This is a genomic window from Marinomonas rhizomae, assembly GCF_024397855.1.
Taxonomy (GTDB): Bacteria; Pseudomonadota; Gammaproteobacteria; order Pseudomonadales; family Marinomonadaceae; genus Marinomonas; species Marinomonas rhizomae_A.
Genome location: NZ_CP073343.1, coordinates 3,734,634 through 3,748,005 on the forward strand (window position 1 = coordinate 3,734,634; position 13,372 = coordinate 3,748,005).

Sequence of the window (13,372 nt, forward strand, 5' to 3'; positions counted from 1 at the left end):
ACATAAATAAAAAAAACGGCGCTTCATTTTTTGTACAAATGAAGCGCCGTTTTTACTTTTATATGCTGAAACTAGATGTTAATGACCGCCTAAGTAGGCTTCACGCACTTCAGGGTTCACCAATAACTCTTGACCAGTTCCCGTCATACGTATTTCACCATTCACCATCACATAGCCTCGATTAGCCAGTTTTAGGGCGTGGTTGGCATTCTGCTCAACTAGGAAGATTGTCATCCCTGTGCTAGCAACATCCTTCAGAATCTGAAAAATTTGCTTAACGATAATGGGCGCCAGACCTAAACTAGGCTCATCTAATAACAACAATTTTGGACGACTCATCAAGGCACGAGCAATGGCCAACATTTGTTGTTCACCACCAGACATCGTTGAGGCGCGCTGATTGCGACGCTCTTTCAGCCTAGGGAATAAATCAAACATGTGCTGCATGTCTTCTTCCGCATGATCCATGCCGATTGGGATTGTCCCCATCAGCAAATTCTCTTCTACTGACATGCCTGGAAAAATTCGGCGACCTTCAGGCGATTGAGCCAAACCATGGGACGCGACATAGTGAGCCGATTTTTGTGAAATATCTTCACCACGGTAAATAATCTCACCTGACGAAATACGCGGCTGCCCAAAAATAGACATTAACAAGGTAGACTTGCCCGCTCCATTCGCACCAATCAAGGTAACAATTTCACCTTCCTCGACCGTCAAAGAGACTTTTTTCAAGGCTTGAATGGGGCCGTAATGAACGTCAACGTTTTTAAATTCCATTAATGTAGTCATAGGGTTACCTCTTCACCTTCTTCTGCACCAAGGTAAGCAGCAACAACCTTTGGATTACTCTTAATATCATCTGGACCACCTTTGGCAATAACCACCCCATGATCCAACACAACGATGTAATCGGAGATGTCCATAACCATGCCCATGTCATGCTCGATCAACAACACCGTCGTGTTATGTTCATCACGCAACACACGAATCATTTTAGTAAGTGCTTCTGTTTCAGAAGGGTTCAGACCGGCTGCAGGCTCATCCAGACAAACAATTTCAGGATTAGTACACATGGCACGCGCAATTTCTAAGCGACGCTGTTGACCATAAGAAAGTTCACCAGCTAAACGGTTAGCAGACTCGACCAGATCAACAACACCCAGCCAATAAAAAACACGTTCTAAGGCTTCTTCTTCCGCTTTTCTATACGCTTTCGTATTCAAGATACCGGAGATTAAGCTGCGATTGACTCGCATATGCTGAGCAACCAGCAAGTTCTCAACCACCGACATTTCTTTAAACAAACGAATATTCTGAAAGGTTCGAGACAAACCTGCGCGGTTTACAAGGTGAGAACCACCAAACATTTTGTACTTAAGACGAGCAAAAAATGCGACAGGTGAGAAAAAGTCAGTCACCTTAAATGGTTCGCCAAGCACTTTAATAATGCTGGTTTCTTTGCCGCCAGCCGACAAAATAATTTTTCCGCCTGTCGCCTTATAAAACCCTGTTAAACAGTTAAATACCGTCGTTTTACCAGCGCCATTCGGTCCAATCAGAGCGGATACAGAACCGCGCTTAATATCAAAAGTCACATCATTTAGTGCTTTAATACCACCAAAGTGCATCACCAAGTTTTCAACTGCTAAAATATTTTCTTGGCTCATTTCACTACCCCTTTTTTCGCAGCAAAACCTGTTCGAGTAACACGAACAATACCTCGAGGTTTCCAAATCATCATCACTACCATCAGAATACCAAACATCAACACACGGTATTCTGCGAACTCCCTTAACATTTCAGGTAACACAGTCAAACAGAAGGCAGCAATAACAACACCTAGTGTCGATCCCATACCGCCAAGCACCACGATAGCCAGTATCAAAGCGGACTCGAAAAAGGTAAACGACGATGGGTTAACGAAACCTTGGTATGTCGCAAAAAACACACCAGCTAAACCACCAGTTGATGCGCCCAACATAAATGCCGAAAGTTTTACCAATACATGGTTTAAACCTAATGAACGGCAGGCAATTTCATCTTCACGAAGCGCTTCCCATGCACGGCCAATTGGCATTTTCACCAAACGATGCTTAATAAAAAGCACGGCCCATACCACTGCGAACAATACGATATAAATGAACATGTATTTATAGGCAGAATCATAAGGGATATTAAAGAACTCGTGGAAGGTTTCACCGTCTCTCGACCTACGTTTAAACTCTAGGCCAAAGAATGTTGGCAGAGGCGCAGATACACCATTAGGACCATGAGTGAAGGATGCCCAGTTCGTCAAAATAAGACGTATTATTTCACCAAAACCTAGCGTCACGATCGCCAGATAGTCACCATGCATTCGCAACACAGGAAAGCCCAATATTGCACCAGCGATCGCTGCCATTATTGCGGCAATTGGCAACATAGACCAGAAACCCAGTCCTAAATTTTCATAACCCAATGCGAGACCGTAAGCACCGATGGCATAAAAACCAACAAAACCTAAATCCAGTAAGCCAGCCAATCCAACAACGATATTAAGGCCAAGCCCCAACAATACGTATATCAAACCAAGAATAATAACGGTTAGGACATATTTTGATGCAATAAATGGCACCAAAAGACCAATCGCTATCACTAATGGAATAATCCATACCATTTTAGATTTATGCCCTGGCGGAAGAACCTCTACACCTTCATCGTTATTAGCATAACGAAAGGCCATTGCGATGCCTCTTTCTGTCTGCAAAAAACTGGACATAACAAAACGTCCAATGGCAACCGCTGCGACCATCCAAGCCACTTTTCCAAACTCAGTATTAAAACCGTAACCATCCAGCACAACACCAACGATTGGACCAAACAAGATCAACGCCATAAAGCCAGCAATCAGAGCATCAATACTACTTTTCTTAAAATTTATTCCTACAGTTTGGCTCATTTATACTTTCTCCACTTCAGGTTTGCCGAGAAGGCCACTTGGGCGAACAATCAAAATGAGAACTAACAAAGAGAATGAAAATACATCTTTATAATCAGAACTAATCAACCCAGCGAACAAAGCCTCGGACAAACCAAGAATCAGCCCACCTAACATGGCTCCTGGTAAAGATCCAATACCGCCCAACACAGCCGCAGTAAAGGCTTTAATACCAATGATAAAACCAACATAAAAATCAAAAGCACCGTAATCTAGGGTAACCAGAACACCCGCCAATGCCGCCATAACAGCACCAATAACAAAAACAGTTGAGATAACTTTGTCTGTATCTATGCCCAAAATAGACGCCATTTTTCGGTCTTGCTGAGTAGCACGACACATACGGCCCAGTTTGGTTTTTTGGATAACATAGGTAAGTACACCCATGCCTAAGATAGAAATAAACAGAATCAATAGCTTCATATAGGTGATCTGTACAAAGCCATCACCCACATTAAAACGCAATGCACCCGTTAAAAGAGTCGGTACACCTTGCTGATTAGCACCCTGACTAAGTTGTACATAGTTTTGCAAAATCAAAGACATACCGATTGCGGAAATCAATACGGCTAAACGACTAGAGCTACGTAATGGGCGGTATGCGATACGTTCAATTACCCACCCATAAGCCCCTGTTACAGCAACGGTAAGAAACAATGTGCCGACAAGAATAATAGGAAAAGATTCGATACCGAAAAAAGTTAAAATCGCAAGAGCAATTGCGGTGATATAAGCTGACACCATGTACACATCGCCGTGGGCGAAGTTAATCATGCCTATGATGCCATATACCATGGTGTAACCGATCGCAATGAGTCCGTATACAGAACCAAGGGTAAGACCGTTTACCAGCTGCTGGAGAACGATATCCATCGTAAGACCTCGTGGGAATTTTTTTAATATAGAGAGCATGTTTACCAGCGCAATCCCTGGCTGGTAAACATGTGTAGGTTATTACTGAAATGTAAAAACTAAATAGAAATTAATCTACTACGTGATATTTGCCTTGACCGTCCCACTCATACATAACGTAATCAGAAACAGTCAAATCACCTTTATCATCAAAGTTTTTCTTACCCATTACGGTATCTATAGAATGAGATTTCAACCACTCAGCCCCTTTGATTGGGTCTAAGTTGTTGTTAGATAGAGCTGCGACAGCAACTTGCATCGCTGTATAAGAGTACAGAGTGTAACCTTCTGGCTCATAACCGCCGTCACGGAATTCTTTGATAACTTTTTTACCTGATGGGTAAGAGGTTGGTGGCGCACCAAATGTCATCAGTACACCGTCTACGTATTTAGGAGAACCGGCAACAGAAACAAACTCATCGGATACGATACCGTCTCCAGAAATGAAGATTGCTTTAGAACCTTGCTCACGCAACTGGCGAACTAATGGACCAGCCTCAGAATGAAGACCACCGAAATACACAACATCAGCGTCTACAGAGCGGATTTTTGTAATCAAGGCGTTGAAATCTTTCTCGCCACGAGTCAAACCTTCATACATGACTTCTTTTACGCCATAAGCGTTAAGCGTTGACTTCATAGCATCAGCAAGACCTTTACCGTAGGTGTCTTTATCATGAATAACGGCTACGCGCTTTGCGTTTAATTTATCCACAATATAGCTTGCTGCCACATCGCCTTGCTGATCATCACGACCACACACGCGGAAAACGTTTGGCAAACCTTGGTCAGTAAGCGTTGGGTTAGTCGATGCCGGTGTTACCATGATTACACCCGCTTCTTCGTAGATTTTGGAAGCTGGGATAGAAGAAGATGAACAGAAGTGACCAACAACAGCAAGCGCGCCATCAGAGTCTACCAATCGGTTAGCAACCGATACGGCTTGTTTAGGTTCACAAGCATCATCCGCTTTTACAAGCTTGATCATTTCGCCGTTAACACCACCCGCAGCATTAATATCCATCGCTGCTTTTTCAGCCCCTTTCCATAATTGCTCACCGAAAGCTGCATAAGCTCCCGTATGAGGACCTGCAACACCAATGACAACATCTGCTTGAGCCAATGTCGCAGCCCCCGCAACAGCAAGAGAAATTAATGTTTTTCTAACAACCGCATTTGACATAAGAAAAGCCTCTACTCGTTTTGTGTTTTATCGTTATTATTCAAAAGCAAGAAGCGTTCCAATAATTAAACCCTAAAGAAAAGGCATAAATAATGGAACTTTCACAGCAACTATTCAAAAAATGTGCATCTTTATGATGCTACACATTAATATCAGACTAAACTTTGGTCAATAGTAGTGCATGCAAATATTGAAAATAGCTTAGATAAAAACCTAATTTTCCATAAATAAGAAAAATTAATCACTGCGTATTATAAGTTTTGTGGTGTTTTATTCTGAAACAGGAAAAGCCCTGCACTAAGCGAGAGCAAATATTGGAGATATTGTATCGGTGGGTGTAATGACTTCGATGAATCCATTACAAATATAATCGTTGTCTTATAATTTAGTACAAAAAACCAGCAAAGGTATTTTAAAAAGGTCGGATTTTTTATCAAAAACCTCTGGTTTTATCAAAAATCTGAATATCTATTTATTTCTCAGACGAAATAGAAGGAGGTATCAACACCGGCGAAGAAGTAAGTAAGTCAGACAAGTGCACTAGACGAACACCGTCCTTATCTAAATGATTGAGACGCTTTTTAAGATAAGCCATGGTCTCCGGATATGGATGCCCAATTGCCAAAGCACTTCCATGTAATCTAGCGAGCTTCAATAATCGAGAAAACTGTTTATCGATTGCTTGTTCAGTACGAATGTTATCCAAGAAGACATCTCGACTAACGGTTTCCAACCCATGCTCCTGTGCTGTCTTTTCAGCCACACTTTTTGGGCTGGTAAGGCTGTCGATAAAAAATAGTGAACGGCCTTTAAGGGTTTCCATTACCCATTTCATGGGCTCCGCTTTCGTCGTTAGCAGGCTCCCCATGTGATTGTTTACGCCTTGTATGCCTGGCAAACCGTCCAGGTCTTTGATCAGCGTCTCTTTTAGTTCGTGTTCGGTCATCTTGGCGTATAGCCCACCTGGGCCAAGCTTTAATTCGCGCTGATTCTCCATTGGAGCATGCAGCAAAGTGATTCGCTTTTGCTTCTGTGCCGTTAATGCTGTTTGAGTCGCAAATGGCGTACTGGGCAAAATAGCCAACGCGACCTCTGTCGGCAATGACAAGGATGATTCCATACCATGGCGGTTGTAACCTAGGTCATCAATCAAAATCGCAATTCTTGGCATTTTTGGATGGGTATCAACCGCTAATTTTTTGGCCGGAGCCACTTCTTGCTTAGACTTCTTATCTTTTAGGTTGGTCTTTATAGAGGGTGAAACCACTTTCGTATCAGATTGAGCGGGCGCATCTAAAAAAGGCACAATCGCTGGTACCCAAGGCTTAACAGCCTCAAACATAGGCTGGCTGATCGATTTTGGCGAGTCAGTAACTACAGGATGTTCTGACGGCTTCTCCAGTTCATTTTTTAAAGTAGGCAAAACTGGACCAAGGTGCTGAGGAAGAACCTCTGGCACCTCAAAAAAGGTTTCATTTTCTGTCGGCTCACCTTGGCCAGCCATGTCATTGGCAGCACTCACTGAAACATATTCGACACGATCTAACTCTGTCTCTGACGCGTTTGCTCCACCTGAAAGAACAAGCAAACTAAATATAACCACTACAAATTTATTAAAATCAAACAAGCGCGTTTTTACCAACAATATATATGAAAAATGACATCACTACTTCTGAGCTAGCTTAGGTAGCGTCTTCAAAATAGTCACTGCTTGGAATAGCTGAAAATCTGTTTTTGCTAACTCACCAATATCCGACTTTACATCGGCACTGGTGCGCTCTTCTCCACCTGTTCCATTACCTAAGTGCCCTTTAAGCTCGGCTTCTTTGACAAAAAACTGCCCTTTATCAAAAGTTAAAGTAGCCTGTGGAACCACCAAATCAGGCGTAATACCTTGCGCTTGGATAGAACGGCCATTTGGCGTGTAATACAGAGCGGTGGTTAATTTCACCGCATCACCATTAGACAGGGGCACTACTGTTTGAACGGAACCTTTACCAAAAGACTCTGTTCCTAAAATCACGGCACGTTGATGATCTTGCAGGGCGCCAGCAACAATCTCTGAAGCCGATGCAGAGCCCTCATTAATCAACACAACAACTGGCACACTATCGAATTTGGTGTTTTTCTCTGTCGCCATATACTGATTTTTAGACAATTCATGACGGCCATTGGTATACACAATCATGCCTTTATCGATAAAAGCATCCACCACACCAACCGCGCTTTGTAATACACCGCCAGGATTATTACGAAGATCTAAAACAACACCTTGAATTTTACTTTCTTTACTAAGCTTATCAATGGCTTGGTGAAATTCTGAGGCGCTGTCACCTTGGAACTGACTAATTCGAAAGTACGCAATACCATCACCTAACCATTTATCAGTGACACTTGCATCTTCTATTAAACCGCGCGTTAATTCATAGTGTTTCAGCTCACCATCACGTTCAATATCCAGCGTCACAGTAGAGCCAATTTCACCACGCATTAGCGTTACAATGTCTTTCATTCCCAAATCTGTGATCAAGGTATTATCAATTTTTATAATGACATCACCTGGCAAGATCCCAGCTTCAGCCGCCGCCGAACCATCAACAGGCGTTACGATCGTTAGACGCTTATCTTTCATCTCAACTTCAACGCCAATGCCTGCGTAGTTTCCGGAGGTTAGTTCATTAAAGTCGACTAATTCTTCTTTGGTGAAATACTCAGAATGCGGATCAAGACCTGATACCATTCCCTTTAATGCCTTATGAAGAATATCTTGATCAGACATCACCTCAACGTAGCCCTCACGGATCGTCTCAAAGGTTTCCACAAAAGACTGAATCTCAGCGGTAGGCAACTTAGACTGCTCTTTAGTATCGGCAGTAAGCTGCGCTGAAAAGGCAGGTTGAACCAATAACACCATAAATAAAAAAGAGATGCGTTGACGCAAAGTGTTGATCATTTTTCTTCCTATAACGTTATGCGCTGACCGCAAGTTTTAGTGTGTACTGTCATTACCCTGCGTTCACCCAAGAAAGTGGTTTTAATGGCGTACCATTATGTCGAATTGCAAAAAATAATGCAGGATCAGGACGGCCACCAGTACTACCAACCATGGCTATCGTATCGTTTGCTCCAACCCATTCGCCCACTTCTTTCAGTAAACTTTGGTTGTAGCCGTATAATGACATGTAACCATCACCATGGTCTAAAATAAGTAAAAATCCAAAACCACGCATCCAGTCAGAAAAAACCACTCTACCCGAAAAAATAGCATGAACAGGTTCGCCTTCTTTCGCACGTAAAGTAACACCACCTAGGTTAATACTGCCGTTGGATGACAAAGCTGAGAGTGTTTTTAAAGGACGAACCAATTTGCCACGTTGCGATGAGAAAGGCACATCTTGGTCTGGAATCTGAATATCTGCCAAGGCTTCTTCCAAGCGTTGCAACATATCCTGTAGGTTTTTCTGATCTTGAACTAATTGCTTAGAGCGCTTATCGCCCTTCGCTAAATCTTTGTCCAATTTGGCCAATAAATTACGTCGATCCGCTTGCTGGCTAGTCAGACGACTACGCTCTGCTTTTAATTCAATTTCTTCTTTGGCTTGCTGTGCTCGGTGACTACGAATGCTCTTTTCAACCAAGTTCAAATCGCTCACTTCGGTCACAAAGCCATTGATAAGGGACTGTCTAGCATTAGAAAAGTAGCGATTGTATTGCACCAAACGCTGAGCTTCTTCAGAGTTATCGCCATTCAATAACAGCTTGATACTTTCTTCATTGCCGGAACGATAAACCGCCCTTAATTGGGCGGCTATTTGTTCATTTTGTTGTTGAATACTTAATTGGAGAGACCGCTGCTGTACTCTTAACTCCCCCAGCTGCTTTTCTCCTTTTTTTAAGCTATCTTGAATATTCTGGATCTTTTTAAGCAGCTCTTGAATGTCTTTCTCTTTAGTTTCAAGCTGCTTTTCCACGTCAGATCGCTCAGATTTCACCTCTTTCAACCAGCTATTAAGCTTTTTCAGGTCTTTCTGTAATGCCTGAATCTGTTGTTTCGCTTCTTCTGGCGTTTGAGGTTCACCTGCCGCCCAGCCAACGCTGGACAACAGGAATAAACTCAAAAAAAGATGGCGGAATAATACGGTCATTCTTGCCTCAATCTCGTGTCAGCAAGCTGACACCCGTCATCTCAGCAGGTTTTTCCATTCCCATCATATCGAGCAAAGTAGGCGCAAGATCACACAATGCCCCTTCTTTAATGCCTACTCCTGGAGTTGGAGAAAACAGCACCAAAGGCACAGGACCAATTGTGTGCGACGTTAAAGGCTGAGCCCCATCATCACTTAACATTTGTTCAACGTTGCCATGATCCGCAGTGATCAAACATTGGCCGCCATTCACTTTTAAGGCTTCAATAATACGACCTAAACAAGCATCAACGGCTTCTACAGCTTTCACTGCTGCTTCAAAAATACCACTGTGTCCAACCATGTCACCGTTGGCAAAGTTACAAATAATGGTGTCGTATTTACCCGCTTCGATCACTTCCACCAGCTTATCGGTAACTTCTGGCGCACTCATTTCTGGTTTCAAATCGTAAGTAGCCACATTCGGCGATGGAATCAATTCGCGCTCTTCACCATCAAACAAGGCTTCTTCGCCACCATTAAAGAAAAAGGTGACGTGGGCGTATTTTTCGGTTTCCGCGATACGTAGTTGTTTCTTACCCTGCTTCGCCAACACCTCGCCCAAGGTATTTGTCAATGCAACAGGAGGAAACGCCACATCGGCTTTGATAGTAGAAGCAAACTCAGTAAAAGTAACAAAAGACGCCAGTTTCGGATAAACAGCGCGAGTGAAACCATCAAAGTCAGCTTCGGTAAAAGCACGAGTTAACTGACGAGCGCGATCTGGACGGAAGTTAGCGAAGATAATCGCATCGCCATCTTGAACGGGCGCAGACTCACCAACAATTGTGGCTTTTACAAATTCGTCATTTTCGTCACGATCATAAGCAGCTTGAATAGCCGCTTCCGCCGTATCAGCTTGGAACTCACCTTTACCTAGGACAATTGCATCGTAAGCCGTTTGCACGCGATCCCATCGATTATCACGGTCCATGGCATAGTAACGACCAGTCAAGGTAGCAATTTTGCCAACGCCTAGTTCTACCAGTTTAGCGTCTAGTTCAGCCGCTGGGGTTTTAGCAGAACGAGGTGGCGTATCACGGCCATCAGTGAAACCATGAACATAAATTGCTTTTGCACCGCGTTTGGCAGCGAGCTCACACATTGCCATGATTTGCTCATGGTGACTGTGAACACCACCATTAGAAAGCAAGCCTAAAATATGTACCGCTTTACCTGCACTTACCGCTTTATCAACCGCATTAACAAGAGCATCATTTTCAAAAAATGAACCATCTTCAATGGCTTTACCGATACGAGTAAAGTTTTGGTAAACCACACGGCCAGCACCTAAATTCATGTGACCCACTTCGGAATTACCCATTTGACCTTCGGGCAAACCCACCGCAAGACCAGACGTTTTTATAAGTGTATGTGGCTGATTATTCCAAAGTGCATCCCAGTTAGGCGTGTTCGCAGCAGCAATGGCGTTGGATTTGGAGGTTTCGCTGTATCCCCATCCATCAAGAATAAAGAGAGCGGTGGTTTTTTTGTTCATGTTAATCTATCCCGTAAATTGATCATGATTATGCCTCGATACTATCACAGGCTTGTAATTTAGTTACAGAGCAGCACAGCTATTCAGACTATTAATTTAATTAATAGAGTCCCTAAGACTGATTTCGCTTCGCCATTAGCCAGTCCCGAAAAATCACCACTTGTTCAAGATCGGCCTTGTCGATCGGGTAAGACAGAAGATATTCGTGAGGAGTGGAAACCGCTTTACCAAAAGGAGCCACCAGCTCGCCATTTTGAAGACTACGTTCGGCAAGTATGGTTGGCATAATAGCAATGCCCATGCTGCTCTTAGCCGCCTCAAGCAACATATGAAAATGCGCAAAAGAAGCACCAGCAAAAGAGCCACTTTCCAAGCCTTGGGAAACCATCCAATCTGGCCAAGCATTAATGCGAGAGGACAAGTGCAAGAAAGGGAAGGACGTAACATCTTCAACTTTCCATGCTTCCAGTGGCTTGTCATCAATACGCGCCAATAACTCAGGAGAGCAAACAGCCACGACGCTTTCTTTCATCAACTGATAAGAAACAGCGCGAGGCCAATGGTCACCACCGTAATGCAAGATAATATCGATGCTTTCAGGGTCTATTTTAGCGGCGTCGTCTAAAGAACGAACTTTAATTTGAAATTGTGGGTGAGCGGTTTGAAATTCAGCCAGTAAAGGCATCAGCCAATAAGAAGCCAAGGTAGGCAAGGCCGAAATTGTTAACGTGGTTTTTTCATCTTCTCGATGCAACATACGTAAACACGCGTTTTCCATACCATCCAGTAGTGGCACCACTTCTTTATAGTAAGCCGCCCCCGTTCCAGTTAATACCAAGCGCTTATTAAGACGAATAAATAAATCTCGTGACAAAAACTCTTCAAGGTTGCGAATCTGTCGACTGACCGCACTCTGAGTAAGGTGCAACTCTTCAGCGGCTTTGGTGAAACTTAAATGTCGAACGGACGCTTCAAAACATTTTAATGCAGTTGACGATGGGATATAACGACGCATGTAGGCGTTACTCATTCACATAAATTAAAAGACATAAATATAAAGGCAAAAAAGAAAGTAAAAACAATAAAGCAATAACTGTATCCTATATCACTCTTATTCCCAACCAGTAAAATAAAAAACGCACCATAAAGATGCGTTTTGAAAGAGCGATTAATCGCAGTAAACTTACTTAACCGCCGAACTAACCGAAACATTTACCATGTAGCGAACGAAGCAAAGACGAGCCTGTTTTTAACAACGTATTGGCGAGCGTAGTAATCATTCTAATCTAAAGCATGCGACTGCTGACCTAGATGATACGTATGCGCCCCCACTTCATAAAATAAACGCTTCAATTCTCGAAATGAAATATCTCTCAACACCGAGGTTGGAATGGATAAATTCTCTCTTCGGCCAGAAAGCCACTCAGCCAATTCTGCCCCCACCACAGTACCAGGACCAATACCTCGACCGCTGTAACCTGCCACACTAAACAAGCCTTTTTGTAGCTGCTGACAATGGGGCAAATGGTCTTCGCTATAGGCGATTTTACCTGTCCAACAATAATCCCATTCCACTTTAGTTAAGATAGGAAACAATTCTGATATCCGCTGGGTCGCCCAGTTAGCATGAACTCCGCCTTCGCCACCCATGCCACCAAACACTAAACGGCCTTGCTGATCTAAGCGGAAAGAGCTCATTACCGTACAGGTATCCCAAACGCCTTCTTTGTTTGGTAACACACTGGCCAATTGCACGTCGCTTAAAGGCTTAGTTGCCAACTGGGAATAAAATATAGGCACAAATTTACGTGCTTGTTCTTTCACTCCGAATTCGCTGTACGCATTCGTCGCGAGAATCACTTTTTCAGCATGGATCTGACCTTTTTCCGTGTGCAAAACCCAGCCATTTTCAGCAGGTTCAATTTTGCTAACGGGCGACTGATCAAAAAGCTTAGCGCCTTCTTTTAACGCCGCATGGGCAAGGCCACGAGCGTAAGCCAATGGCTGAATCGTTCCAGCTCTTGGATCAAACAAGGCAGAATTGAATTTGCCAGAACCAATGCGAGCTTGGGCTTCTGCGGCATCCAACAACTGAACGGGCGCTCCGCGTTTTTTCATTTGTTCATAACGACGTTGTAATTGCGCCAAACCGTTTTTCCCCACGCCTGCGTGCAAGGTTCCGTTTCGCACAGGTTCGCATTGAATGTCGTATTCTTTAATTAGGCTATAAACAAAATCAGGTGCCGCTGCCAATGCCTCGTACATAACATTGCCCGCTTCTGCGCCAATAGCCTGATCCAGCTGATCTGGTTCTAGCCAAACACCGGCGTTCGCCAAGCCAACATTTCGACCCGAGCCGCCAAAGCCAACCTCTTGCGCTTCAACCACAGCAACGGAAACACCAAATTTAGCAAGATGCAACGCGGCAGAAAGACCGGTAAAACCTGCACCGACGATCACTACTTCGACGTCCACGCGCCCTTCAAGAGGCGTTAATATTGGCGCATCTGGAGAGCTTGCTCGCCATAACGAATTGCAGACTTTTTCTGACATAAGACGACTCCATTAAAGACATTGGCCAAACTGTTAGCCAAAACCTAAACAGGCGAGAACGC

11 protein-coding genes are annotated in these 13,372 nt (G+C 43.6%); all 11 read right to left on the minus strand.

Going from position 1 to position 13,372, the window contains the following annotated elements:
* Window positions 1-78 precede the first annotated feature (78 nt).
* Window positions 79-792: an ABC transporter ATP-binding protein gene (locus tag KDW99_RS17565; RefSeq protein ID WP_255826541.1), complete on the minus strand. Its 714-nt coding sequence runs from the start codon at window positions 790-792 to the stop codon at window positions 79-81.
* Window positions 789-1,670 carry an ABC transporter ATP-binding protein gene (locus tag KDW99_RS17570; RefSeq protein ID WP_255826543.1) on the minus strand — a complete coding sequence of 294 codons (882 nt, stop codon included), beginning with the start codon at window positions 1,668-1,670 and terminating at the stop codon, window positions 789-791. The genes KDW99_RS17565 and KDW99_RS17570 overlap by 4 nt, the downstream gene beginning before the upstream one ends.
* Window positions 1,667-2,941, minus strand: a complete 1,275-nt coding sequence (gene livM / locus KDW99_RS17575) for a high-affinity branched-chain amino acid ABC transporter permease LivM (RefSeq protein ID WP_255826545.1) — start codon at window positions 2,939-2,941, stop codon at window positions 1,667-1,669. Before livM ends, KDW99_RS17570 begins: the two co-directional genes overlap by 4 nt.
* Window positions 2,942-3,853, minus strand: coding sequence for an ABC transporter permease subunit (locus tag KDW99_RS17580; protein ID WP_255826547.1), 912 nt, complete (start codon window positions 3,851-3,853; stop codon window positions 2,942-2,944).
* A gap of 109 nt (window positions 3,854-3,962) precedes the next feature.
* The gene (locus KDW99_RS17585; RefSeq protein ID WP_255826548.1) at window positions 3,963-5,075 is read right to left on the minus strand and encodes a branched-chain amino acid ABC transporter substrate-binding protein; all 1,113 of its coding nucleotides are present in this window, start codon (window positions 5,073-5,075) and stop codon (window positions 3,963-3,965) included.
* 472 nt (window positions 5,076-5,547) lie between these two features.
* Window positions 5,548-6,663 carry a divergent polysaccharide deacetylase family protein gene (locus tag KDW99_RS17590; protein WP_255826550.1) on the minus strand — a complete coding sequence of 372 codons (1,116 nt, stop codon included), beginning with the start codon at window positions 6,661-6,663 and terminating at the stop codon, window positions 5,548-5,550.
* A gap of 78 nt (window positions 6,664-6,741) precedes the next feature.
* Complete coding sequence (locus KDW99_RS17595) at window positions 6,742-8,028, minus strand: S41 family peptidase (RefSeq protein ID WP_255826551.1); 1,287 nt, start codon at window positions 8,026-8,028, stop codon at window positions 6,742-6,744.
* A 52-nt stretch (window positions 8,029-8,080) separates the two neighbouring features.
* Window positions 8,081-9,220: a murein hydrolase activator EnvC family protein gene (locus KDW99_RS17600; protein WP_255826552.1), complete on the minus strand. Its 1,140-nt coding sequence runs from the start codon at window positions 9,218-9,220 to the stop codon at window positions 8,081-8,083.
* Between the two features lie 7 nt (window positions 9,221-9,227).
* The gene (gene gpmI, locus KDW99_RS17605) at window positions 9,228-10,757 is read right to left on the minus strand and encodes a 2,3-bisphosphoglycerate-independent phosphoglycerate mutase (RefSeq protein WP_255826553.1); all 1,530 of its coding nucleotides are present in this window, start codon (window positions 10,755-10,757) and stop codon (window positions 9,228-9,230) included.
* A gap of 112 nt (window positions 10,758-10,869) precedes the next feature.
* A complete protein-coding gene (locus tag KDW99_RS17610; protein WP_255826554.1) occupies window positions 10,870-11,772 on the minus strand; it encodes a LysR substrate-binding domain-containing protein in 903 nt (300 codons plus the stop codon).
* 266 nt (window positions 11,773-12,038) lie between these two features.
* A complete protein-coding gene (locus KDW99_RS17615) occupies window positions 12,039-13,310 on the minus strand; it encodes an NAD(P)/FAD-dependent oxidoreductase (protein ID WP_255826555.1) in 1,272 nt (423 codons plus the stop codon).
* Window positions 13,311-13,372 lie beyond the last annotated feature (62 nt).